Raw genomic sequence first — 24,684 nt, 5'->3', positions numbered from 1 at the left:
GAGACACCACGAGGCTTCACACAGCACGCTGTGCGAAGGACTACTTGGCCGCCGAACCAGCCTTCGGCTTCAGCGAGATCGCACGGAACGCGACGCCGTTGCGCCCGTTGGTCGCCCACGGAATGGCCTCCAACTGCTCGACCTCGATGAGCTGCCCCACCATCACGCCCGGCTTCTCACCCGCCGTGGTGATGGTGATGACCTCACCGCCCGTCTCGTCGAGAACGAAGACCTGGGTGGACCACATGGGCCGGCCAGTGTTCTTCTCCGACCGCTGGTTGCCGTTCTGGTCGTTCTTCGGCTCCGGGTCCTTCGACACCGTCACCTGCTTCGCCTTGGTGTCCACGTACAGCTTCACGCCTGTCTCCTGACGTTCGGGGCACCGGACATCGGTGCACTTCCGGCGTCTTCATGTCTTCATGAAGACATAAACACCGTAAGGTGACGTCGCGCGCTGCGTCAAGACTTCATGAAGACCTAAACTGGTGAGTGACGTGAGGGAGGGTTCAGACGTGGCCAAGTGGGAGCGGATCGCCGCAGACTGGCGAGGAAAGATCCACTCCGGTGAACTTCAGCCGGGCACCAAGCTGCCGAACGAGCAGGCGTTAACGGCTGAGTACAACGTGAGCCTGCCGGTTGTCCGCCAGGCCCTGGACACCTTGGAAGCCGAAGGGTTGGTTGACCGCCTGCACGGGCGAGGCACCTTCGTTCGAGCGCCACGTCAGCCCGTGCGACGCTCGCCTGATAGGTACCAGTGGGAGAAGAATCGCGCGCGGCTGCCAGAGTCCCAGCGGCGCCGAACCGGTGCGACGGAGCGCGACACCGGCCTGACCATGCAGGACTTGGAGTTCTCAGCGGAGTATCACACGGTGCCCGCGAGCGCCGAGCTGGCACGGACCTTTGGTGTTCCGGTAGGCGCGAAGATGCTTCAACGCATCTATCGGACCGGGTCGCGCCGGGAGAACGTCCCGCTCAGTCTCAACACCTCATACATGGTCTACGACGTGGTTGCGGAAAATCCCGCGCTGCTCGACGCCCACAACGAGCCGTGGCCGGGCGGAACTCAGCACCAGCTACTCACCATCGGCATCGAAGTGGATCGGATCGTTGACGAGATCACTGCACGCCCTCCAGGGCCGGAGGAAGCGGAGGCGCTGAGCCTGCCACCTGGCGTGTCAGTGCTTATTCTCCGAAAGATCTCCATCGACACAAACGACCGTGTAGTCGAAGTGTCGAACGTCGTTCTTCCTGGCGACCGAACCGAGTTCGTCTACACAACCAAGCTGGCTCGGTGGTCCGAGTGAGCGGCCTCATTTCAGTCATCACACCGGTGCACACGCCCAGCATCCCGTACCTCGCAGACTCATACGAGTCGCTGCGGTTGCAGGAGCTGCCGGACGGGTGGGACTGGCAGTGGCTGGTCCAGGAGGATGGCCGCAGCGGTGCCGTGGAAGCTGCCCTACCGCGTGACCCGCGCGTGCTCGTCGGAACGGGAAAGCCGGGCGGTCCGGGAGTCGCCCGCAACATGGCTATGGCGCGTAGCAGCGGCTCACTGCTGCGCGTTCTCGACGCCGACGACCAACTCACCCCCGGCGCATTGGCCCGAGAGATCGAGGCGTTGACCAGCCAACCTGACATCGGATGGACGACGTCGAGTGTTCTCGACCTGATGCCCGACGGAACGACCGTCGGATGGCAGCACGCGGACCCGCCCGGCGGAACGCTGGGGCGGGATGACGTGCTGGGCTACTTCCAGCAGAACGGCTATCGGCTGCCCGTGCATCCGGCGACGCTGTGTATCCGGCGTGAGCTGGCGCTTGCCCTCGGCGGTTGGATGGCGTTGCCGGGGGGCGAGGACACCGGGCTGTTGCTTGGCGCTTCGGTCGTCGCTGAGGGGTTCTTCATCGCCGAACCAGGCTTGCTGTACAGGAAGCACCCCGACCAGATCACGGCACAAGCCGACTGGACAGCCACTGAGGAATGGCAGCTTCGTATGCACCTCATCGAATCCCGAGCAGTCGCGTTGCGAGATCTCTTCCTCAGGTCAGCCGTCTGAGCGTCGGCCTCAGGCCCTGCCGGGATAGCCAAAGATCGACACAGGGCCTATCTTGCGGTGGATGGGACCGGTGCAGGAGTTAGCTCTACCAGGCCACAGAACCGCGCCAGGAAGATCGCTGGTTCGATCGAATCGTCATTGGCCGTGGGTGGTTCTGTCGCTCGTAGCCGTGCTCTGTACGGGGATCGTGGCTGTGCCGGTGTCGTGGGCTGTTCGCAAGCAGGCGGAGGCGGACCGGGGTGAGGCGACGCCGGACGCGGCGGTGACGGTGTACGTGCTCAAGATGAGCAGCGGGGAGCATCTGGGGTTGTCGCGGGTACTGGCCGCCAGGCGTCATGACGAGCTGCTGCGGCAGTGGCGTCAGTACCGCGGAGAGATGGAACGCGCCGATGTTCCGTCGAAGTTGGAGACGGTCGGACCGATCGACGTCGAGGACCAGGGCGACGACCAAGCGGCGGTGACCATCCAGGTCGGCCCGGTCTGGTGGAAAGAACGGACCATCCTCAGCGGCACAGCCCACCCGTGGCGGTTCGAGACCCGGCGAGACGCCGGCGGCTGGCGGGTGTGGGCAGCCGACCTGCCCCCGTGGTGCGGTGTGCACGTCCGAGCCGACGCCTGCCGCTGAGCCCTCCCGATTTTGCCTCCGCGTTGCCGATCTGCGCCGGGATGTTGCCGCCGCTCCGGCCTGGCATCGCACCTGGCATGAACAGGCACTTCTGCGGATAAGATGCGCCGATGCAGGCATCCCTCTGGCAGCACACCGTCGACCGGCTCGGGGAAACCAGCACCATCACCCTGTCCGGGGAACTGGACGCATCCGCCAACCAGCACATGCGGGAGCTGCTTAACAACGAGCTTCGGCGGCCGGGCCTGACCCGCCTGCGCATCGACATGTCCGGAGTAGCCTTCATCGACTCGACCGTCCTCGGCACGCTCGTCTACGCCTACAACGACGCCCACGACGCAGACCGCCAAATCACCCTCACGCCCAGTCCAATCGTGCGGCGAATCCTGGACGTCACCGGACTGTCGGCCATCTTCGGCTTAACGGACGAGTAACCCCCGGCTACGCTGAGACTCTTTTACCCCGTCTCAGGCTTGGTGGTGCCGAGCATCGGTGAGTACCGGCGGCGCCCGGGCCACGGTAGTCGAGCAGGTACGAACGGTGTGGTGGGACCAGGCCCCTCCTTGACGGCATCGATTACCCGTGGGCATGCGAGCCGGGCGAGGACGAGGGTTGGCGCGTCGAAGGCGGTGCAACCGGCCACGTAGTGCAGTGGCATGTCCCGCCGACCAGTGCGACTGACGCCGAATAGTGGTGCCGGCCCCCAAAGGGAAAAGCAGGGGGGGCCGGCACTGAAGGCAACGACCGAGGCCTCGGATGGTAACGACCTCGATCTGCACCGGCCCCTATCGAACACATGTCCGACCGGCCGGCTGCCGGCGATGTCGGGTCTCAGGACCTCCGTGACAGATCAGTCTCGGGACGTGGGTGACACTTCCGGCTAGAAGATCTCTAGTTGGCCCGGGTACGGAGCCGGCGGGTCCGGTTCCGGCAAGAGCTCCGCGGCCTCGGCCGCTAGACGGTCGATCGTTTCGACGGGCATGAGGAAAGCGATGTGCCAGGTCTCGTCGTCGTGGCCGATCAGGGCTGTGACGGTGTCATCGTTGATGGCCCAGTGCACCGGTATGCCGGCGGCGTCGCCGATCTGCAATGCGCGTCGGGCGGACCAGTCGGCCTGGCGGATGGACCGCAGGCGAGCGAGCTCGCTGAGGTGGGCCCAGAAATGGAACTCCCACGATGGTGCTTGCAGCATCACCATCACGACGGCGGGATCACCATCGCCGCTGGGGTGAATCGACACGTTGACCATCGGCGAAGGATGACAGGCGCGGGCCGGTGACACGGACCGGGCCCGGACCGCTCTTGATGCTGCCGGGTAGAGCCGACTCCGCGCAGGCCACCACACAGTCTGCGGATTGTCACGCAGGTCCTGATACCGATCTGTCACGCAGGTCCCGAGACCGGGCAGCCGGCTGCCGGCGAAGTTGTTCAAACTTTCTGTACGTCTTCAAGGCGGCCCTGAACGGGCCGCACGCGCCGCCGCCTGGGCGCGCGCCGGCCGCTGCCGCTGTCGCTCTGCGGCCGTCACGCCTGACGCCCGCGGCTGGCGCGGACAGCGGGGAGCCCGGAGGGCCGCCGCAGCACGACAGGCCGTTGACCGGTGCGAGGGTGGGCCGGCAGCCGGCCGGGCCGCGCGGCCACGAACCCGCGCGGCGCAGGGGAGCGCACTCCGGCCCCGTCGGCGAGCTGGCGGCGGTCGCGGGGCTGCGGCTACTGCGCCTCCGGCGGGGGCACAACGGCTCCAGGATGGCCGGGGCAGCGCCGGCCGGTCGCGGTCCGTGGGTGGTTGCGGAGGGCCATCCCGCCTGCCACCGACCCGGGCAAGCCGAGCAGACCACCGCCCGACCCGCCAGCGTCCGAACCTGCGTCAAGGTCCGCTTGACGTGGCGGGCCGGGCGGCGGCCCGCTCCCCAGGCGGGCGGGTCGGCGGCATACGGGATGGCGCAGATGTTGACTCAGGGTGCGATCGTGTGGCGAGCGCCTGAGGTCGGAGTGGAGAGCCAGTTGGATAGGCCCGGCATGTCCACGATTGTGGAGTCCTACAGATACCGCCTGTTCGTCAGGGGGATGCGGTTTGCGTTGCTCTTCCCGGTCACGGCCTTGCTGATGCTGCTGGTCCGCCTCGGAGTCGCAGAGAGCGTTCTTGTGCCGCTCGTGATGCTGCTCTTTGTCGCCATGGCGCTGGGAATCATGGTGGGCTGGATTGGTGCGGTTCTCCTGGTGCGGGATACTTCTCGCTATTCCGGCGCAGCGAGAGGCAACGTCGACACCCGGAAGGTCGGAGCTCTCATCCGGCAGGCAGCTCGGGATATCTGCAATCTCCGCAGGTGGTGACGAGTCCTCGCCTGGGTGACCAGATGAGTGACGACGTGCGCGGACTGTGGCGGACGAGCGGGGACGTACCTGCACTGTTCCCGCAGGTCAGGCTTGCTGTCAGTGCAGGCCAGGGAGCCGTGCTGGTTCTTTCACACAGAAGGCGTCAGGGCCGATCTGATTGGCACCGGGGCAGCTCGCAGTCTCGGTGTAGGCGAGGATTGCTGCCATGGCTGACGTTCCGAGTGCGTCTCGCTGCTCGATCCAGCATCGTTGGGGAAGCGGCGAGGTGGCTTCTTCGGTTGACCAGCTTGGGGTTCTGCTTGAGGAGCTAGAGGCCGACGACCCGGAGCACCCTGACGTGTGGATCAGCGATAACGAGGCTGGCTACAGCGTGTCGGCGTTCGCGGGAAGCCGAGGGCTTGTGATCTGGGAGGATCACGACGAAGTCCGCGGCCCACTGCACATGGATGGCTACTCGCGGCCCCAAATGCTGGACCTGTTCCGGATGGTTCTGCAGGGGCGAGTGGCCGAGGTCGATTCGCTGCCCTGGTTGCCGGGATACGGAAACTGACCGACGGTGACGATGAGAGCCCTCACCGAAGCGGTCGCTGTGCCCGATGCGTGCCCGATGCAGCGGTCAACACCGGCCCACAGCGGCACCTCGGCAGCCGCAAGCTGAACGGTCCGTGCTCACTCGCCAGGCAGCGCGACTACCCACGGTGCAGATCAACCTGATTCCCAAGCTGATAGTGGAGGTTCGATTCCGGTTACCAGCTTCACGCGAAGGCCCAGACCAGGGCGTTAGTCCCCGTCGAGGCCCCGGTACGTGCCGGAGCTGTCGGCGGCGTCAGCGAACTCGTCAAAGTCCAGATTCGCGATGGTGAGGTTGGCTGAGACGTCCGCGAACCAGCGGGGCGGCACCCGGAAGGTGCGGCCGGGCTCGTGGGCCAGATCGACGGCGAGCAGCGGGCGTTCGACGTCGGTCATCGTGGTTGCATCGGCGAGGAAGAGGTAGATCAGTTTATCGTCGTTGCTCGCGGCGTTGTCCGCGTCGGCCAGCTCTTGGGGGCTCAGGCTCGCGTAGTTCGGGTCGCTAACGAAGGTTGCGCTGTCGTGGCCGTCCCAGGTGTGCAAGGCCGTCTTCAGGGCTTCCCATGCAGCGTCGTCGGTGAAGTCCGTACGGAGAACCAGAGACGTGAGGTCGTCCGGCTGAGGTAGAGATATCACGACGAGGATGCTCCCAGCCCTCCGCCCGACTGACTACGCTCTGGGGCACACATGGGGCACAAGACACCGCGAAACGACGTCAAGTAACACTGAATGATGGCAGCCATGAGACACCGTCCGAGCAGGCGCTGCGCGCCGTTCCCGCTGGTGGCGGGACAGCCGCTCTACGTTCCGCTTCAACTCCCCGCGATCAGAAGCGGCGACCGTCTCGCACTGCGGCTTCGATCCTCAGCAGCAGCCCGCTTACCAGCGTGACGGCCGCGACGAACCGCCATTCGTCGTAGCCGCTGTCGCCGAGCAGCACTATCCAGGACGCGCCAACAACCGCCGCGATGGTGCCGATCATGCCTACGGTCCTGCTTGACCTTGTGCCCACGGCGGCACTCTACGGGCAGGCAGCGACCCGCGACAGCTACCAGGGCTGGGTGACTAACCGAGTGACGACGGGGATGGACTTCAGCGGACGGGCGTGGACGCAGGAGGACTGTTCTTGCAGATCACTTGTCGCTGTGGGGCAGGTCGGGCGGCTGTGTTGGTTGCCTGGGGGTCAAGGAGTAGTAGCTATCGGGGCGTTTCTGATTTGCGCCGTCAGGATCCGCACCAACTGGTTCCTGATGTCCATGAGGTGGCGCGCCAGCTCGTCAAGTGTCTGAGGATCGGCCGGGTGCCGTACATGCGTCTTGTAGTGGAGCAACTCCCACTCCTGCCCCGGGCCGTCGTTGACCCACATCGCATGGACCACCGTGTGACGCCTGCCGAGGAGTTGGGCGGCACTGTCGACAGCAGGCAGATAGGCATCTCGATAGAGCGGTGCTGCTACTTCGATGGCGCGACGAGCGGCCCTCAGCGGCTCACCAGGTTTGGCCAGGATCTTGAAAGCGTCGCCGTCGGTCTGGGTGGCCCCGATCCAGGCAAGAATGAGTTCCAAGTCGCCGGCTGCGATCGTGACACGTCCCACGGCCGCGACCACCTCGTCGGGTAGCCCGTTCACCCCGCGCCTCCTCAGCAGTCATCGAAGTTGGACCGGCACGCGCCCTACGTCTGCCGAAAGCTGGCCGGCAATCCAGAGTCGAGCGTAGAGGCACTTGATGCATTGCCAAGATCATCGGGCACAGATCCGGCACAGCCGACAGCGAAAACGCATGCGAGACGTCGAGAGACGCCGAGGGCCGCGTGCCAGGTCAGAGCGACGATGAGTCCGATTTCGGCTGATCCCCGGCCGCCTCGCGGCTTAGGGGTTCAAGCCTCAGCCTCACCTGAGTCCGTGCCCGATCCGTGCCCGATGCAGAGGTCAACGCCGGCCAACAGCGGGACATTGGAGCAATAGTCAAGACTTGTGGATGAGAATCTTGATCAGGCGGCTGTGAGTGAGTGCGTGATGGGCTCGGCGGTGGGCCGTTCGACGAGCCGACCGCGTTCGAAGCGGGCGCCGGCGCGTACGAGTGCGACGAGTTGCGGTGCGTTGACCGCTCGCCACCGTTGCTGAGCAGCCTCGATCAGCTTGAACGCCATCGCGAGGCCGGCGGGTGCATACTGAGCGCCCCAGGATGAGGACGGTGGCAGTGGCGGCGACAGGACTCGACGAGGCCGTTGCGCGGATCCAATCCAGCGGCGGCTACCGTAGCTTGGTCTTCGGATACCGATGCCTTGCCGTCGGGTTGATCTTTGGTCTGTTGGTCCTCGTGTCGGCGCTCGTTCGCTCCCTGCCGGTGACGATGACATTGTTCGCCATGGCGGCACTGTCGGTCGCCGCCGGTGTGTGTCTCTGCTGGGCAGGCATGATCAAGCTGCGGGTCGACCGGTTGATGCCGCGCGGCGGGACCAACCGTCATCGAGCCCTGATGCGAGGACTATGGCGAGACGTGATCAAGCCAGTGCAGCGCAACCGGCATAAGTAGGAGCTGACAGCAGCGGCGACAGCAACCGACCAAGCCGAAGGCGACCAGGTCTGGCCTCCGGCGGACATTAGCCCGAGGTCGTGGACGTTCCCGAACGCCCCTGAACGAAGCGCCCAGAACTTGTAAGCGAGATGTCGCCGGTTCGATCCCGGCCGGGGGCTCCAATTCCACCAGGCGTTTCGCGGCGGTGGCCGCCACGAGACGACCGGATGACAGCAACGCGGGTCATGACGCGCGCCGTCGCGGAGCCATCGACCATCCAGCCAGCAGAAGCTGAGGACGATGGCTCACGATTCGCCCGATAGATCCTATAAGTCGCCATAGGCTTACTCCGGGACGTACTGCTGATGGGCCGTGGAGGGGATCGTGCCATGACCGACGACCAGGTCACCCGCAACCTGAAGAGCATGGACGAACTCGACTTCAAGGGTTGGAACCCGGCGGACTGGAACGGAGTGTTCGCCCACCACCACACCGATGACGTGCTCGTGGACATGAAAGGGCAGCCGCAGACTCACGGCGTACAGGACCACATCGACGCCATGAAGGCGTTCGCCGAGAACACCGGTGGCAGGCCGGTCCAAATCAAGTCGCACCCCATCGGTTTCGGGTCGGGGGAGTGGACCTGCGTGGTGGGCGAGTTGGAAGACGGCAGCCGGATGGTGACGGTAGCGAAATGGCGCGATGGCGCCATCGCTGAGGAGTACATCTGGATGTAGCCACCGGGTCAGCGCCTGATCTGGCACGGTCTTGGCACACGGCGGCCGGCTCTGGCACACCGCCGGTCTCGCACCTGCCCGGCCCGCCGTCTTACTGGGAGCGGCGGGCCTCGCGTTCGGCGCGCTTGCGCTCGCGCTGCTCCCGGCTCCACTGCTTACGCCGTTCGAGGTCCTCCTTCCACAGGTCGCGGGCCTGCCGGGAGCCGCCCTGCACGGCGTTCTCCACGGTCGGTGGGCCGGCCAGGTTCTTGAACACCCACGACAGGATGCGTCCGCCCTCGCCGGGTGCCTTCTTCTCCTCGGCAGCCATCGTCCACGCTCCGTCCCGCGTCTGCCCGTTGGTGGGCAAATGGTTGGTGCCCCAACTATTGGTACGGTAGCAGCGTGGCGAGAAGCGGTGCCGGGTCGGGTGACCTGAGCGGAATCGACGACCCGCTGGCTCTGGAGCAGCAGGTCTGCTTCGCCCTGTCCGTCGCGGCCCGCGGCGTGGTGGCGGTGTACCGCCCGCTGCTCGAACCGCTGGGCCTGACCCACCCGCAGTACCTGGTGATGCTCGCCCTGTGGCAGCACGGGCCGCTCTCCGTACGGGACCTGAGCCGGCTGCTGCAACTCGACCCGGGCACCCTGTCGCCGCTGCTCAAACGCCTGGAGGCGATCGGCTACCTCCAGCGGGAGCGGAACCCGGCGGACGAGCGCAGCCTCGCGGTGACGCTCACCGCCAAGGGGCGGGCGCTGCGCAGCCAGGCCGAGCGGATCCCGCCGGCCATCGTCGAGCGGCTCGGCATGCCGCTCGACGACCTCCGGAAGCTGCACGCCACCCTCACCGAGGTGATCGAGGCCGCCCGGCAGGCGTCGAAGGCCGCCCCGCCGCCGGCCGACCCCCGGTCCTGACGCGCGCGGCGGTCGTCGTCGCCGGAGCGACCACGACCGCCCCCTGCCGGGCGTACGCCGCGGGTCAGCCCCAGTTCTGCGGGGCGGGCTGCCGGGTCGTCGCGTTCAGCCGGTTGAAGAAGTTGGTGGTGGCGATCCACAGCACCAACGCGGCCAGCTCCTTCTCCCCGAAGTGCCGAGCGGCCTCGTCCCACACCTCGTCCGGCACCGGGTCGCTCCGGTCGGCGAGCCGGGTCGCGGCTTCGGCCAGGGTCAGCGCGGCCCGCTCGGCGTCGGTGAAGTACGGCGTCTCGCGCCAGGCGGCCAGCGCGAACAGCCGCTCCTCGGTCTCGCCGTTCTTCCGGGCGTTGCGCGCTCCGGAGTCGACGCAGGCGCTGCACCCGTTGATCTGGCTGGCCCGCAGGTGGACCAGCTCCAGGGTGCTGGCCGGTACGCCCGCCGAGTGCGCGGCCTTGTAGAGCAGGTTGACCCCCTTCACCGCGTCGGGGAGCAGCGCCGCCGGGTTCTGGATCCGTGCTTCGAGAGCCATGTCCGTCCGTCCTGTCTTGTTAGGCTGGCCGGCGTTCGCCGCCGGCGTGTTGTCGTCCGTCACCGGGATGTCGAGCGCCCGGCGGATGGCGTGACAGATGTGACGGCGGTCACCCGGGCCGCGGTCGGATCAGAATGGCGAGGCCGTGAGCGACACCGATCTGCTGGCGCAGCGCTTCGAGGCGCAGCGTCCCCGGCTGCGCGCGGTGGCCCACCGGATGCTCGGCTCCGCCGCCGAGGCTGACGACGCCGTGCAGGACACCTGGTTGCGGCTCAGCCGCGCCGACGCGGACGCCATCGACAACCTGCCGGGCTGGCTGACCACCACGGTCGGGCGGGTCTGCCTGGACCGGCTCCGGTCCGGCAGCAGCCGGCACGAGCAGGCGGCGGACGTGACGGGGGAGGCGCCGCCCACCGAGGTGCCCGGCGGGCGGGACCCGGAGCAGGAGGCACTGCTCGCCGAGTCGGTCGGCCGGGCCCTCGAGGTGGTGCTGACCACGCTCGGCCCGACCGAGCGGCTGGTGTTCGTGCTGCACGACATGTTCGCCGTCTCCTTCGAGGAGATCGCGCCGGTGGTCGACCGCAGCTCCACCGCCGTACGGCAGATCGCCAGTCGCGCCCGGCGCCGGGTGCAGACGCGCTCGGCCGACCCGCGCACCGATCCGGTCCGGCAGCGCCGGGTCGTCGACGCCTTCCTCGCCGCCTCGCGGGAGGGCCGCTTCGACGATCTGGTCACCCTGCTCGACCCGTACGTGGTGCTGCGCGCCGACGCCACCGCCGTGCGGATGGGCGGGACGGGCGAGCTGCGCGGCTCGTCCCCGGTGGCCGACTTCTTCAACGGCCGCGCCCAGGGCGCGTTGCCCGCGTTCGTCGACGGGATGGCGGGGGCCGTGGTGGTCCGGGACGGCCGGATCGCCCTGGCGCTCAGCTTCACCGTCACCGACCAGATCATCGGGATCGAGGTGGTGGCCGATCCGGACCAGCTCGCGGCACTCGACCTGGTGGTCGACGGTCTGGAGGAGGTGGCCGGGTGAGTCGCGCGGTGGAGGAGTCCAACCGCGCGATGCTGCGCGCCCGGGACGCCATGGACCGGGCGTACGCGGAGCCGCTGGACATCCCCGCGCTGGCCCGGATCGCGCACGTGTCCGAGGCGCACTTCATCCGTACCTTCCGCGCCACCTTCGGCGAGACCCCGCACCGCTACCTGCAACGCCGGCGCGTCGAGCGGGCCATGTATCTGCTGGTGCGCACCGACCAGCCGGTCACCGAGATCTGCCACGCGGTCGGCTTCGGCAGCCTGGGCACGTTCAGCCGGACCTTCCGGGAGATCGTCGGGGAGTCGCCGTCGGCCTACCGGACGCGGAAGACCGTGCCGGCGGCGGTGCCGAACTGCTTCATCAAGGCGTGGATGCGCCCGAGCTTCCACCACCCGACCAGCCAATCCATCAGTTTTGGATAAGCAGCCGGTGGGTGGCCTGGCCTAGCGTCTTCGGCATGACGATGAACGCGATTTCCCGCTCCCAGATCTACGTCCTCGACCAGGACGAGGCCCTCGACTTCTACGTCGGCAAGCTCGGCTTGGAGGTCAACACCGACGCCGACCTCGGCTTCATGCGCTGGCTCACGGTCAACCTGCCCGGCGACCCGGAGCGCGAGATCCTGCTGGAGAAGCCCGGCCCGCCGGCCCTCGACCCGGCCACCGCCGAGCAGGTCCGCGAGCTGCTCACCAAGGGGGCGCTCGGCGGTCACCTCTTCATGACCACGGACGACGCCCACAAGACGTACGAGGAACTGGTGGCGAAGGGCGTGGACGTCTACGACGAGCCGACCGAGCAGCCGTACGGCATCGACTTCGGCATCCGGGACCCCTTCGGCAACAAGATCCGCATCGGTCAGATGTTCCCGCGGGCCTGACGGGAGCGGACCGGTGACCGAGGCGATCGTGGCACGGCCCGTGGCCCGGACGACGGGCGAGCGGATCCTGCTCGCGGGCGGCGTCCTGGCCGGCCCGCTCTGGGTGGCGGTCGCGCTGGTCCAGGCGCTGAACCGGGAGGGCTTCGACCCGCGCCGGCACCCGGTGAGCGTGCTCAGCACCGGCGACCTGGGCTGGGTGCAGATCGGCAACTTCGTGGTCGCCGGCCTGCTCTGCGTCGGGGCGGCGCGGGCTCTGCGGCGGATTCCTCACCCCGGCCTCGGCAGCGGCGCCTGGCTGATCGGCCAGTACGGCGTCGGGCTGGTGCTGGCCGGGATCTTCGTGGCCGATCCGCTGGACGGCTTCCCGGCCGGTACGCCGCGCGGCCCGGGCGAGGTGAGCTGGCACGGGGTGGCGCACTTCGGTGCCGGGGCGGTCGCCTTCACGGCGCTCATCGCGGCCTGCCTGGTCGCCGCGCGCCGCTTCGCCCGGCGCGGTGAGCGTGGCTGGGCGACGTACAGCGGAGTGACCGGAGGCTTCTTCGCGGCGGCCTGGCTGGCCCTGATGGCCGGTGGGCACCCGGTGGCGATGCTGGCCTTCGCGGCGGCCGTGGTGGCCGGCTGGGGCTGGGTGTCGGCCACGCTCCGGCGGGCACTGCGCGCGGCGGCCGGCTGAGCGACGGCCCCCACGGGTTCGGGAGGCGCGGGTTAGGCTCGCGCCTCCCGATGACGGTGAGGTGTGCGATGGCGAGTCGACTTCTCTACCTGGTCCGGCACGGCGAGCAGGACGGGACGGAGGAGGCCGGCGACACCGGCCTCTCCGCGCGGGGTCGGCGGCAGGCGACCCTGCTGGCGGACCGGCTGCGGGAGAAGCCCTTCGCCGCCATCCACCACGGACCGGCGCGCCGCGCGGTCGAGACCGCCGCACTGGTCGCCGCCGCGCTGCCGGGCGTCCCGGTGCACGTCTCGGACAGCGTCGGGGACCACCTGCCGCACGACACCGACCCGGCCGGCCTTCCCCAGCGGTACGCGGACTTCCTGGCCGACTTCACCGAGCGCGAGCGGGCGGACGGGCCGCGAAGGACGGCGGAGGCCGTGGCCCGGTTCGCGACGGCACCGGCCGAGGGGGACGTCCGGGAGCTGGTGATCACCCACAACTTCCTGATCGCCTGGCTCGTCCGGCACGCGCTGGACGCCCCGGAGCGCCGCTGGCTGGGGTTGAACCACCACAACTGCGGGCTCACCGTGATCCGCTACGGCTCGGCCGGGCCGCCGAACCTGCTCGCCCTCAACGACGTGGCCCACCTGCCGCCCGACCTGCGCGCCACCGGCCTCCCCGCCGATTACCTGATCTAGCGGGCGTCCCCGCATGCCGCCCCACCCACGGAAAGAGTGGCCATCCGAACCGGGATGACCACTCTTTCCGTGTCTGCGCGCGATTCCACTGCTGCGGGGCGCGGGGTCAGTCGGTGAGGCCGGTGAGCAGCTCGACCACGGCGGCCGTGGCGGCGGGCGGCGTGACCTCCGGCGGGCAGTCCACATAGCCGGTGGTCACCGGGCCCACGGTGAGCCGATAGGTGAAGGCGTCCGCGCACGTGGTCGTCGTGGTGGCGGACCCCTCGGCGACCAGGCGCGGATCGGCGGTGAGCTGCCGCAGCCGGTCCAGGTCCGCGGGGCTGAGCTGGCCGGTACGGGAGGCGCCGGCCCGGTCGACCCTGGTCCAGCGGCCGTCGGGCGTCACGGTCAGGGTGTCCTCCAGCCCGGCGATCCCGCCGGACTTGGTCAGCACCACGTCGACGCCGGGGCGGCCCGGCGCGCCGGTGCCGGTGGCCGTAGCGGCCGGGGTGGCCGATGTGGCGGGCTGCGTGGCGGTCGGCCGGCCGGTCTCCGTGGCGGTGGTGCCACCGGTCTGCGCGCAACCGGCGAGTGGGGCGAGAAGCACGGCGAGGAGGACCGCCGCGACGCGGGCTGATCTCATGCCGGTCGGACGCACGACGGGGCCGTCCGGTTCCTTCAACCTGCGTCCCCTCCTCCGAACGGCCAGTGTTGCCGGCAGGAAAGCGCTCGCCCTCTTCCATCTTCTTCGATGTATCACTATATCTACATCAGTGACTACCCCCGTCACAACTTTCTCCTGTCAGGAGGGCCCGTGAAAAGACCCATTGCCGCCGTCAGCGCAGCTCTGCTCACCAGCGGTGTGCTGACCTGCGTCACCACCTCGGCGTACGCGGCAACCCCGAGTGCCCCCGCCCCCGAGTCCGCTGCCGCAACTCGTGCGGACAGCCTGCTCCGCGCCAACCCCGGTGCCGTCCAGGGCGCCAGCGGGGAGGCGTACCAGGCGGTCCGGACGAAGGTGGACGCGAGCGGGGCGGCGCACACCCGTTACACCCGGACGTACCACGGCCTGCGCGTCTACGGCGGTGACTTCGTCATCCACACCGCGCCGAACGGCACCATGACCGGCGCCTCCGTCGGCCTGGACGCGCCGCTCACCCTGAGCACCACGGCCAAGGTCGGCTCGGCCGCGGCCGCGGCGAGCGCCCGCAGGACCTTCTCCGGCACGCTCACCTCGGTGGGTGCCCCGGAGCTCTTCGTCGACGCCAGCTCCGGCAAGGGCCGCCTGGCCTGGGAGACCGTCGCCGCCGGCTGGAAGGCGGACAAGCAGACGCCGTCCAAGCTGCACGTCATCACCGACGCCACGACCGGCAAGGTGATCGGCTCGTACGACGAGATCGAGACGGTGGTCGGCAGCGGCCAGGGCATCTACACCGGCTCGGTCAGCATCGACACGACGCTCTCCGGCAGCACCTACCAGATGGTCGACCCGTCGCACGGCAACGGCCGCACCTGCGACATGAACAACGGCACGTCGACCTGCACCACCTTCACCGACGCCGACAACGCCTGGGGCAACGGCACCAACTCCAACCGGCAGTCGGCCGGTGTCGACGCCCACTTCGGCGCCGCGAAGACCTTCGACTACTTCAAGAACGTGCACGGCCGCAACGGCATCTTCGGCAACGGCACCGGCGTGCCGAGCCGGGTGCACTACGGCAGCAACTACGTCAACGCCTTCTGGGACGGCTCCCAGATGACCTACGGCGACGGCTCCAGCAACTCCCGTCCGCTGGTCTCCCTGGACGTGGCCGGGCACGAGATGAGCCACGGGGTCACCGAGGCGCTCGCCGGCCTGGTCTACTCCGGTGAGTCGGGCGGCCTCAACGAGGCCACCAGCGACATCTTCGGCAACATGGTGGAGTTCTACGCCGCCGCACCGAGCGACCCGGGCGACTACGACGTCGGCGAGAAGATCAACATCAACGGCAACGGGACCCCGCTGCGCTACATGTACAACCCCGGCCTGGACGGTGCCTCGCACACCTGCTGGTCCACCTCGACCAAGAACGTCGACGTGCACTACTCGTCCGGCCCGGCCAACCACTTCTTCTTCAACCTGGCCGAGGGCACCGGCTCCACCGCGTACGGCACCTCGCCGCTCTGCGGCTCCGCCCCGGCGGTGACCGGCATCGGCCGGGCCAAGGCGGAGAAGATCTGGTACCGGGCGCTCGACCTGTACTTCACCTCGAGCACCTCGTACGTCAACACCAGCAACCCGGCGAACACCGCTCGGGCGTACACGCTGCGCGCGGCGACGGACCTGTACGGCAACTGCTCCACCGAGTACAAGACCGTCCAGGCGGCGTGGACCGCGGTGAACGTGGCCGGCAACGACGCGCCCTGCGGGTCGACCGGCAACGACTTCTCCGTCTCGCTCTCGCCGACCTCCGGCTCGGTCAACCCGGGCAGCGCCGTCTCCACCACCGTGTCCACCGCCACCACCAGCGGCACCGCGCAGACCGTGACGTTCTCCGCGTCCGGCCTGCCGACCGGCGCCACCGCGTCGTTCAGCCCGTCCTCGGTGACCTCGGGCGGCTCGTCCACCCTCACCATCAGCACGTCGGCGAGCACCCCGGCCGGCACCTACCCGGTCACCGTCACCGGCACCGGCACCTCGGTGAACCACACGGCGACCTACCAGTTGACCGTGAACGGCACCGGTGGCTGCACCGGCGCCGGGCAGAAGCTGGGCAACCCCGGCTTCGAGTCCGGCCGGACGGTCTGGGCGTCCACCTCGGGCGTCATCGGCCAGTACGGCTCCAGCGGCCAGCCGACCCACGGCGGCACCTGGAACGCCTGGCTGGACGGCTACGGCACCACCCACACCGACACGCTCTCCCAGGCGGTGAGCCTGCCGGCCGGCTGCTCGTCGTACAACTTCAGCTTCTGGCTGCACATCGACAGCTCCGAGTCGACCACCACCACGGCGTACGACACGCTGCGGGTGCAGGTGCTCAACTCGTCCGGGACGGTGCTGGCCACCCTGGCCACCTACTCGAACCTGAACAAGGCCGCCGGCTACAGCCAGAAGTCGTTCTCGCTGGCCGCGTACGCCGGGCAGACCGTCACCCTGAAGTTCACCGGCGCCGAGGACATCTCGCTGCAGACGTCCTTCGTGATCGACGACACCGCGGTCAACGTCTCCTGACCTGACCGTACCGTCGGCGGGCCCGGCGGCCACCCACGCGGGTGGTCGTCGGGCCCGCGCCGTTATGGTCAGCCGGACCGGCGGCGGAAGGGGACACATGTCGGACGCGGAGCTGACCGTGATGGTGACCGGCCCGGTGGCGACCGTGGTCATCCGGAACCCGGCCCGCCGCAACGCGATGACCCCGGACATGTGGCGGCAGCTCCCCGTGGTGCTGGACGGCCTGGACGCGGACCCGGCGGTGCGCGCGCTGGTGCTCACCGGCGCCGACGGCACGTTCTGCGCCGGGGCGGACCTCGGCGACCTGGACGAGTTGCTGGAGGCCGGGGACGGCAGCATCGCGGTGGCCGCCGAGGAACGGTTGGCCGCGTTCGCCAAGCCCACGGTGGCCGCCGTCGAAGGGGCCTGCGTCGGCGGCGGCTGCCAGCTGGCCGTCGCCTGCGACTTGCGGCTCGCCGCGGCGGACGCCCGGTTCGGCGTACCCCCGGCGCGGCTGGGGCTGGTCTACCCCGCCCCGACCACCCGGCGGCTGGCCCGGCTGGTCGGCCCGTCCGCCGCCAAGCACCTGCTGTTCACCAGCGAGCTGGTCGACGCCGGGCGGGCGCTGCGGATCGGCCTGGTCGACGAGGTGCTGCCGGCCGACGGGCTGGCTCCCCGGGTGGCGGTGGTCACCGCCGCCATCGCCGAGCGGTCGCGGCTCACCGTCGCCGCGGCCAAGGAGATCATCGACGGGCGCGCCGACGACGCGCGGATCGCCTGGTGGCACGGCCAGGTCCGGGCCAGCGGCGAGGCCCGCGAGGGGGTGGCGGCGGCCAACGAACGCCGGCCGCCGCGCTTCGGCTGGGCACCACCCGGCCGCCCCTGACCGCCGGGTGACGGCCGGCGGCAGCCGCGGCCGCGTGCTCGCCGGCCCGCACCAAATCCGGCTCCGCAGCCGATCCGTCCGGCCGGATCAACTTTCCTCAGGACGGGTGCAACCTTCCCGCCGTGCCGCTGGTCCGTTGGGAGAACCGTCGGAAGGGGAGCGGATGGACGGCGTGACGGCGGTGCACGAGGCGTACCGGGCGCACTATCGCCGGTTGGTGGGGCAGCTCTGCGCGCTGACCGGCAGCCTGCCCGAGGCGCAGGACGTGGTGCACGAGGCCTATGCCCGGGCGCTGGCCCGACCGGCTCGTTTCCTCGCCCTGGACGATCCGGAGACCTGGTTGCGCACCGTGGCGATGAACCTGGCCCGGACCCGGTACCGGCGGCGCTGGCTGTTCGACCGGCTGCTGCGCAGCGGGCGGATCGACCCGGCCCCGCAGGTGCCCGGCCTCTCCCCCGACCGGGTGGCCCTGGTCGCGGCGCTGCGGCGGCTGGCCCGACCGACCCGCGAGGCAATGGTCCTGCACTACCTGGCCGACCTGCCGGTGGTGGAGGTCGCCGAGGCGCTCGGCGTGCCGGTCGGCACCGTCAAGGCCCGGCTCTCCCGTGGGCGGGCCGCGCTCGCCCGCCACCTGACCGAAGATCCTGCCGCTGAGTGGAAGGTGCGCCATGCCTGAGCCGAATTTCCACGGACTGCGCGACGAACTGGACTGGATCGCGCCGCAACCCGACTTCAGCACGGTGGTGCGGCGGGCCGGGCGGCTGCGTACCCGGGCCCGGGTGGCGGCCGCCACCACCACGCTGGCGGCGATCGTCGCGCTCGCGTTCGCCGCGGTCACCGTACTGCCGTCGCTGGCCTCCCTGCGGGTGCCGGCCGGCCCCGCGGCCGGTGGCCGGACCGAGGTGATCTGGGCGGGCGCCGGCGACCGGAACCACCTGTACGCCCTATTGGCGGACTGCGCGGGCTGTGCACAGCGCCTGGTCGGCTCGGACGACGGCGGGCGGACCTGGCGGCAGCGCACGGAGTTCCCGGCGCGCGCCGGCGCCGACCCGCTGGCGCCTACCGTGCTCGGGCCGGCCTTCCTGGTGCTGGACCTGCCGTCGACCGAGCCGGGCAAGGGCAGCGGGCCGACCGTGCGCCGGATCAGCGTGGACGGTGGTGCGACCTGGCGGGATGGCGGCGGCCTGGGGCCCGCGCGCCAGGCGGCCGCGCCGGGCACCCGGACCTGGGGTTGCGTGGTGTACGTCCCGCAGGGCTGCGAGATCGTGGTCCCCGATCCGGCGGCCGGTTCGCTCGCGCTGCTGAGGTCGCAGCCGCCGCTGGCCGGCGCCGTCCCGGTGGCCGCACCGCCGTCCGCCGGTTACTGGATGCGCGGCTGTGATCCCGCGACCCGGCGCCCCGCCGTGGCGGTGAGCCGCACCGGTGGGCAGAGCTGGGAGATGCACGTCTTCGACCAGGAGCCGCCGGCGAACGAGTGTGTCTTCGACGTCGCCACCACGGACGGCCGGACGGTCTTCGTCACCTTCCTCGACCACGGGTCGGGCGGCCTGCGGGTCTACCACAGCAGCGGTGGCGCCACCGGCTGGCGAGCGGAGGAGCCCCGGCTCCCGGAGGGCTGGTCGTTCCAGGGGGCCTCGCTGGTCGCCCGGGACGGCTCGCACGTCCTGCTCGCCCGGCACGAGACCGGCGCCGGGCTGCTGGTCAGCCCCGACGGCCGGGCGTACGCGCCGCTGAGCGGGCCGGTGTCGGAGCCGCTGGCACCGCCGACGGCGGCCGACGAGGGCCGCTACCTCTGGTACGACGCGAACGGCGTGTACCTCTCCGACGACGGTCTCCGGTGGTGGACGGTGACACCGGGCTGAGCGGGAACGTCCCGGGGCCGGCGGGCGCCGCGCCGGAGGCGTACCTCCGACGCGACCCCCTGTGCCCGCCGGCCGGCCGTCACCGCCCCGCGAGCGCCGCCCAGGTCGGCGTCACCGGCTCGCGCCGCAGCGGCATGCCCGCCTCGGCCGGCGTCCGGTCGCCCTTGCGCTGGTTGCACTCGTAGCAGGCGGCGGTGGTGTTCTTCCAGGTGTTCCGGCCCCCGCGCGAGCGGGGCAGGATGTGGTCGATCGTGCTGGCCGGGGCGTCGCAGTACGCGCAGCGCCGGCCGTCGCGGCGCAGCACCCCGCCCCGCGACCAGGCCGGCCCGGCGCTGAACCGCCAGCGGGTGACGACGTACCGGACGAGACGGACCACCCGGGGGACCGGGAAGACCCCGATCACCTGGTCCGGGTCGGCCTCGTGGATCTCGGCGACCCGCCGGCAGAGCATCCGGATCGCGTGCTGGACGGTGACCCGGTGCAGCGGGCCGAGGTCGGCGTTGACAACGAGGACGGCGTCCACCGGGCTCTCCCTTCACGATCGGTGGCGGGCAGCAAAAAGCCGCCCGGTCCTGGCGACGGGGCGGCTGTGGCGCGTACGGGCGTACGCGTCAGTCGGGCCACCCCGTGCGGGGACCTTCGGCTCGGCAACCGACGCTGAGCAGCCACGACGGCACGGTGGTGCGGTGTGGCAGCGACATCGACGGCTCCCGGAGCGGTGGTTGACCTTGCGCGCTCACGGTAGAGCCGCGCGGGAGAGGCGGGCAACGCATTTCGATCCCTGGCCGGCCGGCAGGCCGCGGGAACGGACCGGCCACTCGCGACAGCGCCACGCGCGCACCCTTCCCCTTCAGTGCACGCAGCGGCGCTCACGATCCGACGGGGGCCAGACGTATTCCAGGTCGGGCGGGACGTCGGCGAACTGGGGGCCGTAGTGCGCCGGATCCTTGCGCAGCAGTGACGACCGGTGGCTGCGGTGCAGGTCCTCCCGGCCCAGCCAGGGCGGCAGCTCCCCGGCCTCGGCCAGCTCCGCCTGGGTACGGACGGCGGTAATGCCGCAGGCGGCGGCGAGATCCGTGGTCAGCGTGGCCGCGCAGGTGTCCGCGCGCCCCGGCTCGCACCACACGGCGCACACGTCCAGCCCGTACCGGGTCAGCGCCTCCTCGTACCCGGCCCACATCTTCACCGCGGGGTGGTTGCGCCAGCCGTACGTCGGCCGGGTCAGCCCGCGGAGCACCTGGATGGTCTCCACCCGCTGCTTGCCCAGCCGCCTCTGGTCCAGCGCCCGGGCGCTCGCCAGGAAGTCCGGGTACGGGAGGAACGTCTGCATGGCGCACCGCCTACCCGTACCCGGAAACACCATGCGTTCACGATCATGGGGCTGCGCGCACCGCGAGCGGGTGACTACCATCCGGGCATGGCCGAGCCCTTGCGCGACCGCGCCCGCCGCGCTGCCGGCCGCCTGCGGATGAACGGCGACGTCCGCCCGCACTACGTGGTCTGCGGCTCCGACCCGCTGGCGTACTGGGTGGTCCGGTCGTTGCTCGCCACCAACTCGCCAACCGGGCAGGTCCGGGTCACCCTGATCGTGCCCGAGCGCCGCCGCTCCGACGGGCCGGACGGCCGGGACATCGAGGGCGTCCAGGTGGTCCTGGCCGACCGGCTCGACGAGACCGCCTTCCGCCGGGCCGGGCTGGCCGGCGCGGACGGGTTGGCCCTGCTGCACCAGGACGACGTGGGCAACATGCACGCCGCGCTCTGCGCCCAGGAGGTCGAGCCCCGGCTGCGCCTGGTGGTCCGCATGTTCAACACCAGCCTCGCCAACGGCCTGCAGCAGCTCTTCCCCGACTCGGCGGTGCTCTCCGACGCCTCGATGGCCGCCCCGGCGTTCGTCGCGGCCGCGCTGGGCGAGCTGGCTCCCACCCATTTCCGGCACGCCGGACGCACCCTCTACGTGGCCCGCCGCGCCGACGTACGCCCGCAGGACGTGCTCTCCGGGCTGGCCGTCACCACCGATCCGGAGCTGATCCGGGTGCTGCCCGCCGACGAGGCGGCGGCCGACGTGGTGCTGGCCGAGGCGAGCGGGCAGCCGGCCGGCACCGAGCTGGCCGCCCGCCGGCTGGCCCGGGCCCGGCGGCGCCGGCAGCCCTTCCTCGTGCTGCTCCGTGCGGTCCGCAGCTTCGCCACCCGCAAGATCGGCGTGGCGGTGCTGGTGCTGCTGGCGGTGATCGCCGTCCTCGGCTGGCTGAACGCCCGCGCCGCAAGCGTGAACTGGTCGGACGCGCTCTATCTCACCCTGGTCAACACGTTGAGCGGGGAGGATCCGGACGTCGACAAGCCGGTCGCCGCCCAGATCATGCAGGTGGTGCTCACCCTGGCCGGGCTGGCGCTGATTCCGCTGATCACGGCCGCGGTGGTCGACGGCATCGTCAACGCCCGGCTCGCCCTGCACAACGGGCGGATCCAACCCGACCGCGCCGGCCACGTGGTGGTGGTCGGGCTGGGCAACATCGGCACCCGGGTGATGGCCCAGCTGCACGACTTCGGGGTCGAGGTGGTCGCCATCGACCGGAATCCGGCAGCCCGGGGCGCGGCGCTCGCGCACCGGCTCGGCGTGCCGCTCATCGTCGGCGACGCCGGCCAGGAGGAGACGCTGCGAGCCGCCTCCGTGGCGACCTGCCAGGCGCTGGTGGTGGTCTCCACCGACGACGGCGCCAACCTGCGTGCCGCGCTGAACGCCCGCAGCCTCGATCCCGACCTGCGGGTGGTGCTGCGGCTCTTCGACGGCGACTTCGCCGAGCGGATCCAGCAGGCGTTCGGCATCGGCATCTCCCGCAGCGTGTCCTACCTGGCGGCGCCCGCGTTCGCGGCGGCGCTGCTGGACCGCGCGGTGATCGCCACCATCCCGGTGGGCCGGCACGCGCTGCTGGTCACCGACGTGCCGGTCATGGCCGGCTCGCCGCTGGACGGCCGTCCCCTCGGCGCGGTGGCCCGCCCCGGCGAGGTGCGCCTGCTCGCGTACACCCGCGCCGGGCAGCGCACCGAGTGGTCCGCCGACCCGCGGATGGTGATCCACGCGGGGGACCGGCTGACCGTGGTGGCCCGACGGGCCGGGCTGAGCGCCCTGCTCCGGGAAACCACCCCGCTCCCGCCGGAGCCGCCCGGCACGCCGGTGCCGCGCCAGTCGGAGGACTGACCGCGGTCAGGCGCGGCCGAGCGCGTGGCGGAGGGCGTACCCGGCGGCGCCGAGGGCGAGCACGCCGAAGCCGGCGAGCACGCTGGACAGCGGCAGGCTCACCGCCAGCACGATGCAGCCGACCAGCCCCAGCGCGGCGAGGAGCTGCACCGGGATCTTCCGGCCCGGGTCGCGACCCAGGGTGAGCGCCGAGGCGTTCGCGATCGCGTAGTAGACCAGCACCGTGCAGCTGGAGAAGCCGATCGCGCCCCGCACGTCGGCCACGGCCACCACGACCACCACCACGGCGGCCACGGCCAGTTCGGCGCGGTGCGGCACCCGGTACCGGGGGTGCACGGCGGCCAGCGCGCCGGGCAGGTCCCGGCGCCGGGCCATCGCGAGGGTGGTCCGACCGACCCCGGCGAGCAGGGAGAGCAGCACCCCGGTCACCGCCACGGTCGCGCCGGCCCGGACCAGCCAGGCCAGGTCGGGCAGGCCGGCGGCGGTCACCACGTCGGCCAGCGGCGCGGTGGCGGCGGCCAGCCGCTGGGGCCCGAGCACGCCGAGGGCCACCACGGCCAGCACCAGGTAGATCGCCAGCACGAGGCCGAGGGCCAGCGGCACCGCGCGGGGGATGGTCCGCTCCGGGTCGCGGACCTCCTCGCCGAGGGTGGCGATCCGGGCGTACCCGGCGAAGGCGAAGAAGAGCAGGCCGGCGGCGGTCAGCACGCCCCGGACTCCGGTGCCGCCCAGGTCACCGATCCGGGCCGGGACCAGGTGACCGGCGGCGAGACCGGTGACCGCGACCAGGGTCAGCACGGCCAGCACGAGGCCCACCAGGATCCGGGTCGCGGTCGCGGTCCTGCCGATGCCGCGCAGGTTCACCGCGGTCACCGCCACCACCGCGAGGACCGCGACGAGCCGCGCCCGCCCCGGCCAGAGGTACGCCCCGATGGTCAGCGCCATCGCCGCGCAGCTCGCCGTCTTGCCGACCACGAATCCCCAGCCGGCGACGAAGCCGGCGAACGGGTTCAGCCGTTCCCGCCCGTAGACGTAGGTGCCGCCGGACTCCGGGTAGCGGGCCGCCAGCCGCGCGGAGCTGGTCGCGTTGCAGAAGGCGACGAAACCGGCCAGGGCCAGCGCGAGCAGCAGCCCGACGCCGCCGGCCGCCGCGGTGGCCGGGGCGAAGACCACGAAAACGCCCGCGCCGAGCATCGACCCCAGACCGATGACCACCGCATCGGGTACGGCCAGCCGCCGCGCCAGTTCCGCCACGGGCGCAGGCTACGGGGCCGAGATGAACGGCCGGTCCCAGTTCCGCAGCGCACCGGGTAACGGCAGGCTGTCCCAGGGCACCCGGTGCAGCAGCCGGTCCAGCAGCAGGCCGAGCAGCAGCCCGGCGACCGAGTCGGTCAGCCAGTGCCAGCCGAGGTACGTGGTCGTGCAGAGCACGGTCAGCGGCGGCAGCACCCGGACCACGGTGACCAGCCGGGGCGGGACGGTGCGGCCGAAGCTGCGCAGCAGCGGCACCAGGAGCAGGGCGAGCACGCCGTACCAGACGATCGCGTTGGCCACGTGCCCCGACGGGTAGGACTGGGCGAACCGCACCGGCAGGTCGTGCTGGAACAGCGGCAGGGTCTGGTCGGGCGGCAGGAACGGCTCCTTGACGCTGGCGCTGGGCGCCGGCCGCGCGGTCCACACCTTCAACGGCCCGATGGTGAAGGTCGTGAGCACGAACGCGGCCACCGGGGGCAGCACCGGGCGGACCGAGAGCAGCCGGATCGCCACCAGCACGCCCAGCCCGGCCGCGAGCAGCGTCAGCGGGGTGCCCTGCCCCAGGAAGTTCAGGATCATCGCCGTCCACCGGGCGGCGGTGGGGCGGTGGTCCGCGGCCCAGTCGGCGACCGCCCGGTCCACCCCGAAGAGGTGGCCGGTGGCGAGCGCCACGGTCAGGGCCACCAGGGCGGCGAGCAGCAGCCCGTCCCACCGCCAGCCGGCGGGCCGGACGGGCCGGAGCCGCAGCTTCTCGCGTACTCCCGTGGTCTCCCGCACGCGACCACGCTAC

The 24,684-nt window shown here is 70.8% G+C and carries 31 protein-coding genes and 1 pseudogene; 19 read left to right on the top strand and 13 right to left on the bottom strand.

What is annotated here, in order from left to right; translation table 11 throughout:
• Positions 1-40: 40 nt before the first annotated feature.
• Positions 41-358: a hypothetical protein gene (locus tag ACY34I_RS09750; RefSeq protein WP_124811937.1), complete on the bottom strand. Its 318-nt coding sequence runs from the start codon at positions 356-358 to the stop codon at positions 41-43.
• Between the two features lie 154 nt (positions 359-512).
• Here ACY34I_RS09750 and ACY34I_RS09745 point away from each other — a divergent pair, with 154 nt between their 5' ends.
• The 4 genes from ACY34I_RS09745 (at position 513) to ACY34I_RS09730 (ending at position 3,115) form a co-directional block, all read left to right on the top strand.
• Positions 513-1,304, top strand: a complete 792-nt coding sequence (locus ACY34I_RS09745) for a GntR family transcriptional regulator (RefSeq protein ID WP_462754266.1) — start codon at positions 513-515, stop codon at positions 1,302-1,304.
• Positions 1,301-2,056, top strand: coding sequence for a glycosyltransferase family 2 protein (locus ACY34I_RS09740; protein WP_462754265.1), 756 nt, complete (start codon positions 1,301-1,303; stop codon positions 2,054-2,056). Before ACY34I_RS09745 ends, ACY34I_RS09740 begins: the two co-directional genes overlap by 4 nt.
• A gap of 193 nt (positions 2,057-2,249) precedes the next feature.
• Positions 2,250-2,681, top strand: coding sequence for a hypothetical protein (locus ACY34I_RS09735; RefSeq protein WP_462754264.1), 432 nt, complete (start codon positions 2,250-2,252; stop codon positions 2,679-2,681).
• A 110-nt stretch (positions 2,682-2,791) separates the two neighbouring features.
• Positions 2,792-3,115, top strand: a complete 324-nt coding sequence (locus ACY34I_RS09730; RefSeq protein WP_462754263.1) for an STAS domain-containing protein — start codon at positions 2,792-2,794, stop codon at positions 3,113-3,115.
• Between the two features lie 446 nt (positions 3,116-3,561).
• On the opposite strand, the gene ACY34I_RS09725 is transcribed toward ACY34I_RS09730, so the two are convergent.
• Positions 3,562-3,930 carry a hypothetical protein gene (locus ACY34I_RS09725; RefSeq protein ID WP_462754262.1) on the bottom strand — a complete coding sequence of 123 codons (369 nt, stop codon included), beginning with the start codon at positions 3,928-3,930 and terminating at the stop codon, positions 3,562-3,564.
• A 770-nt stretch (positions 3,931-4,700) separates the two neighbouring features.
• Between ACY34I_RS09725 and ACY34I_RS09720 the strand changes: the two genes are divergently transcribed.
• Together ACY34I_RS09720 and ACY34I_RS09715 are read left to right on the top strand one after the other, a co-directional pair.
• Positions 4,701-5,015 (top strand): hypothetical protein, encoded by a 315-nt coding sequence (locus ACY34I_RS09720; RefSeq protein ID WP_462754261.1) that lies wholly within the window; start codon positions 4,701-4,703, stop codon positions 5,013-5,015.
• Positions 5,016-5,223: 208 nt separating this feature from the next.
• Positions 5,224-5,568, top strand: a complete 345-nt coding sequence (locus ACY34I_RS09715; protein WP_462754260.1) for a hypothetical protein — start codon at positions 5,224-5,226, stop codon at positions 5,566-5,568.
• 230 nt (positions 5,569-5,798) lie between these two features.
• Here ACY34I_RS09715 and ACY34I_RS09710 read toward each other — a convergent pair whose 3' ends face one another.
• The 4 genes and pseudogenes from ACY34I_RS09710 to ACY34I_RS09695 all read right to left on the bottom strand — a co-directional run.
• On the bottom strand, positions 5,799-6,224 hold the full coding sequence (locus ACY34I_RS09710) for a DUF6924 domain-containing protein (RefSeq protein ID WP_462754259.1): 426 nt from the start codon (positions 6,222-6,224) through the stop codon (positions 5,799-5,801).
• Positions 6,225-6,414: 190 nt separating this feature from the next.
• On the bottom strand, positions 6,415-6,570 hold the full coding sequence (locus tag ACY34I_RS09705) for a hypothetical protein (RefSeq protein ID WP_462754258.1): 156 nt from the start codon (positions 6,568-6,570) through the stop codon (positions 6,415-6,417).
• A gap of 201 nt (positions 6,571-6,771) precedes the next feature.
• The gene (locus tag ACY34I_RS09700; RefSeq protein WP_462754257.1) at positions 6,772-7,215 is read right to left on the bottom strand and encodes a hypothetical protein; all 444 of its coding nucleotides are present in this window, start codon (positions 7,213-7,215) and stop codon (positions 6,772-6,774) included.
• 362 nt (positions 7,216-7,577) lie between these two features.
• Positions 7,578-7,748 (bottom strand): annotated as a pseudogene (locus ACY34I_RS09695) (IS256 family transposase); the annotation flags it as partial.
• Between the two features lie 32 nt (positions 7,749-7,780).
• Here ACY34I_RS09695 and ACY34I_RS09690 point away from each other — a divergent pair.
• Positions 7,781-8,122, top strand: a complete 342-nt coding sequence (locus tag ACY34I_RS09690; RefSeq protein ID WP_462754378.1) for a hypothetical protein — start codon at positions 7,781-7,783, stop codon at positions 8,120-8,122.
• A 371-nt stretch (positions 8,123-8,493) separates the two neighbouring features.
• On the top strand, positions 8,494-8,841 hold the full coding sequence (locus ACY34I_RS09685; protein WP_462754256.1) for a hypothetical protein: 348 nt from the start codon (positions 8,494-8,496) through the stop codon (positions 8,839-8,841).
• Positions 8,842-8,932: 91 nt separating this feature from the next.
• Here ACY34I_RS09685 and ACY34I_RS09680 read toward each other — a convergent pair whose 3' ends face one another.
• Positions 8,933-9,151 carry a hypothetical protein gene (locus ACY34I_RS09680; protein WP_462754255.1) on the bottom strand — a complete coding sequence of 73 codons (219 nt, stop codon included), beginning with the start codon at positions 9,149-9,151 and terminating at the stop codon, positions 8,933-8,935.
• Between the two features lie 113 nt (positions 9,152-9,264).
• Between ACY34I_RS09680 and ACY34I_RS09675 the strand changes: the two genes are divergently transcribed.
• Entirely contained in the window at positions 9,265-9,732 is a 468-nt protein-coding gene (locus ACY34I_RS09675) for a MarR family winged helix-turn-helix transcriptional regulator (protein ID WP_462754366.1), read from the top strand.
• Positions 9,733-9,796: 64 nt separating this feature from the next.
• On the opposite strand, the gene ACY34I_RS09670 is transcribed toward ACY34I_RS09675, so the two are convergent.
• Entirely contained in the window at positions 9,797-10,261 is a 465-nt protein-coding gene (locus ACY34I_RS09670) for a carboxymuconolactone decarboxylase family protein (protein WP_148793193.1), read from the bottom strand.
• 145 nt (positions 10,262-10,406) lie between these two features.
• Here ACY34I_RS09670 and ACY34I_RS09665 point away from each other — a divergent pair, with 145 nt between their 5' ends.
• The 5 genes from ACY34I_RS09665 to ACY34I_RS09645 all read left to right on the top strand — a co-directional run bounded on the left by ACY34I_RS09665 (position 10,407) and on the right by ACY34I_RS09645 (position 13,527).
• On the top strand, positions 10,407-11,294 hold the full coding sequence (locus ACY34I_RS09665) for a sigma-70 family RNA polymerase sigma factor (RefSeq protein ID WP_462754254.1): 888 nt from the start codon (positions 10,407-10,409) through the stop codon (positions 11,292-11,294).
• On the top strand, positions 11,291-11,719 hold the full coding sequence (locus tag ACY34I_RS09660) for a helix-turn-helix domain-containing protein (protein ID WP_462754253.1): 429 nt from the start codon (positions 11,291-11,293) through the stop codon (positions 11,717-11,719). Before ACY34I_RS09665 ends, ACY34I_RS09660 begins: the two co-directional genes overlap by 4 nt.
• A 35-nt stretch (positions 11,720-11,754) precedes the next feature.
• A complete protein-coding gene (locus ACY34I_RS09655; RefSeq protein ID WP_462754252.1) occupies positions 11,755-12,174 on the top strand; it encodes a VOC family protein in 420 nt (139 codons plus the stop codon).
• Positions 12,175-12,187: 13 nt separating this feature from the next.
• On the top strand, positions 12,188-12,847 hold the full coding sequence (locus ACY34I_RS09650) for a DUF998 domain-containing protein (protein ID WP_462754251.1): 660 nt from the start codon (positions 12,188-12,190) through the stop codon (positions 12,845-12,847).
• 68 nt (positions 12,848-12,915) lie between these two features.
• The gene (locus tag ACY34I_RS09645) at positions 12,916-13,527 is read left to right on the top strand and encodes a histidine phosphatase family protein (RefSeq protein WP_462754250.1); all 612 of its coding nucleotides are present in this window, start codon (positions 12,916-12,918) and stop codon (positions 13,525-13,527) included.
• Between the two features lie 106 nt (positions 13,528-13,633).
• On the opposite strand, the gene ACY34I_RS09640 is transcribed toward ACY34I_RS09645, so the two are convergent.
• Positions 13,634-14,149, bottom strand: a complete 516-nt coding sequence (locus tag ACY34I_RS09640; RefSeq protein WP_462754249.1) for a hypothetical protein — start codon at positions 14,147-14,149, stop codon at positions 13,634-13,636.
• Positions 14,150-14,320: 171 nt separating this feature from the next.
• On the opposite strand from ACY34I_RS09640, the gene ACY34I_RS09635 reads away from it, so the two are divergent.
• From ACY34I_RS09635 to ACY34I_RS09620, 4 genes are all read left to right on the top strand, one after another.
• Complete coding sequence (locus ACY34I_RS09635) at positions 14,321-16,717, top strand: M4 family metallopeptidase (protein WP_462754248.1); 2,397 nt, start codon at positions 14,321-14,323, stop codon at positions 16,715-16,717.
• A 97-nt stretch (positions 16,718-16,814) separates the two neighbouring features.
• Entirely contained in the window at positions 16,815-17,582 is a 768-nt protein-coding gene (locus ACY34I_RS09630) for an enoyl-CoA hydratase/isomerase family protein (protein ID WP_462754247.1), read from the top strand.
• A 163-nt stretch (positions 17,583-17,745) separates the two neighbouring features.
• The gene (locus tag ACY34I_RS09625) at positions 17,746-18,258 is read left to right on the top strand and encodes a SigE family RNA polymerase sigma factor (RefSeq protein WP_462754246.1); all 513 of its coding nucleotides are present in this window, start codon (positions 17,746-17,748) and stop codon (positions 18,256-18,258) included.
• On the top strand, positions 18,251-19,444 hold the full coding sequence (locus tag ACY34I_RS09620) for a beta propeller repeat protein (protein WP_462754245.1): 1,194 nt from the start codon (positions 18,251-18,253) through the stop codon (positions 19,442-19,444). Before ACY34I_RS09625 ends, ACY34I_RS09620 begins: the two co-directional genes overlap by 8 nt.
• Positions 19,445-19,523: 79 nt before the next feature.
• On the opposite strand, the gene ACY34I_RS09615 is transcribed toward ACY34I_RS09620, so the two are convergent.
• Positions 19,524-19,967, bottom strand: coding sequence for an HNH endonuclease (locus ACY34I_RS09615; RefSeq protein WP_462754244.1), 444 nt, complete (start codon positions 19,965-19,967; stop codon positions 19,524-19,526).
• A 327-nt stretch (positions 19,968-20,294) separates the two neighbouring features.
• Positions 20,295-20,774, bottom strand: a complete 480-nt coding sequence (locus ACY34I_RS09610) for an MSMEG_6728 family protein (RefSeq protein WP_462754243.1) — start codon at positions 20,772-20,774, stop codon at positions 20,295-20,297.
• Between the two features lie 87 nt (positions 20,775-20,861).
• On the opposite strand from ACY34I_RS09610, the gene ACY34I_RS09605 reads away from it, so the two are divergent.
• Positions 20,862-22,640 carry an NAD-binding protein gene (locus ACY34I_RS09605; RefSeq protein WP_462754242.1) on the top strand — a complete coding sequence of 593 codons (1,779 nt, stop codon included), beginning with the start codon at positions 20,862-20,864 and terminating at the stop codon, positions 22,638-22,640.
• A 6-nt stretch (positions 22,641-22,646) separates the two neighbouring features.
• Here ACY34I_RS09605 and ACY34I_RS09600 read toward each other — a convergent pair whose 3' ends face one another.
• Together ACY34I_RS09600 and ACY34I_RS09595 are read right to left on the bottom strand one after the other, a co-directional pair.
• Entirely contained in the window at positions 22,647-23,894 is a 1,248-nt protein-coding gene (locus ACY34I_RS09600) for an APC family permease (protein WP_462754241.1), read from the bottom strand.
• 9 nt (positions 23,895-23,903) lie between these two features.
• Positions 23,904-24,641, bottom strand: coding sequence for a phosphatase PAP2 family protein (locus tag ACY34I_RS09595; protein ID WP_462754364.1), 738 nt, complete (start codon positions 24,639-24,641; stop codon positions 23,904-23,906).
• Positions 24,642-24,684 lie beyond the last annotated feature (43 nt).

It is taken from the genome of Micromonospora sp. RTBAU3-60, assembly GCF_054963695.1.
Note: the sequence above shows the minus strand (reverse complement) of the source record. Positions and strands in the feature narration are given on the sequence as shown.

Bases quoted from the DNA above. Each gene is read 5' to 3' on its own strand.
- ACY34I_RS09670 (WP_148793193.1), bottom strand. From the start codon at position 10,261: ATGGCTCTCGAAGCACGGATCCAGAACCCGGCGGCGCTGCTCCCCGAC.
- ACY34I_RS09720 (WP_462754261.1), top strand. From the start codon at position 4,701: ATGTCCACGATTGTGGAGTCCTACAGATACCGCCTGTTCGTCAGGGGG.
- ACY34I_RS09655 (WP_462754252.1), top strand. From the start codon at position 11,755: ATGACGATGAACGCGATTTCCCGCTCCCAGATCTACGTCCTCGACCAG.
- ACY34I_RS09680 (WP_462754255.1), bottom strand. From the start codon at position 9,151: ATGGCTGCCGAGGAGAAGAAGGCACCCGGCGAGGGCGGACGCATCCTG.
- ACY34I_RS09645 (WP_462754250.1), top strand. From the start codon at position 12,916: ATGGCGAGTCGACTTCTCTACCTGGTCCGGCACGGCGAGCAGGACGGG.
- ACY34I_RS09685 (WP_462754256.1), top strand. From the start codon at position 8,494: ATGACCGACGACCAGGTCACCCGCAACCTGAAGAGCATGGACGAACTC.
- ACY34I_RS09630 (WP_462754247.1), top strand. From the start codon at position 16,815: ATGTCGGACGCGGAGCTGACCGTGATGGTGACCGGCCCGGTGGCGACC.
- ACY34I_RS09705 (WP_462754258.1), bottom strand. From the start codon at position 6,570: ATGATCGGCACCATCGCGGCGGTTGTTGGCGCGTCCTGGATAGTGCTG.
- ACY34I_RS09605 (WP_462754242.1), top strand. From the start codon at position 20,862: ATGGCCGAGCCCTTGCGCGACCGCGCCCGCCGCGCTGCCGGCCGCCTG.
- ACY34I_RS09730 (WP_462754263.1), top strand. From the start codon at position 2,792: ATGCAGGCATCCCTCTGGCAGCACACCGTCGACCGGCTCGGGGAAACC.
- ACY34I_RS09640 (WP_462754249.1), bottom strand. From the start codon at position 14,149: ATGAGATCAGCCCGCGTCGCGGCGGTCCTCCTCGCCGTGCTTCTCGCC.
- ACY34I_RS09715 (WP_462754260.1), top strand. From the start codon at position 5,224: ATGGCTGACGTTCCGAGTGCGTCTCGCTGCTCGATCCAGCATCGTTGG.
- ACY34I_RS09725 (WP_462754262.1), bottom strand. From the start codon at position 3,930: ATGGTCAACGTGTCGATTCACCCCAGCGGCGATGGTGATCCCGCCGTC.
- ACY34I_RS09625 (WP_462754246.1), top strand. From the start codon at position 17,746: ATGGACGGCGTGACGGCGGTGCACGAGGCGTACCGGGCGCACTATCGC.
- ACY34I_RS09610 (WP_462754243.1), bottom strand. From the start codon at position 20,774: ATGCAGACGTTCCTCCCGTACCCGGACTTCCTGGCGAGCGCCCGGGCG.
- ACY34I_RS09620 (WP_462754245.1), top strand. From the start codon at position 18,251: ATGCCTGAGCCGAATTTCCACGGACTGCGCGACGAACTGGACTGGATC.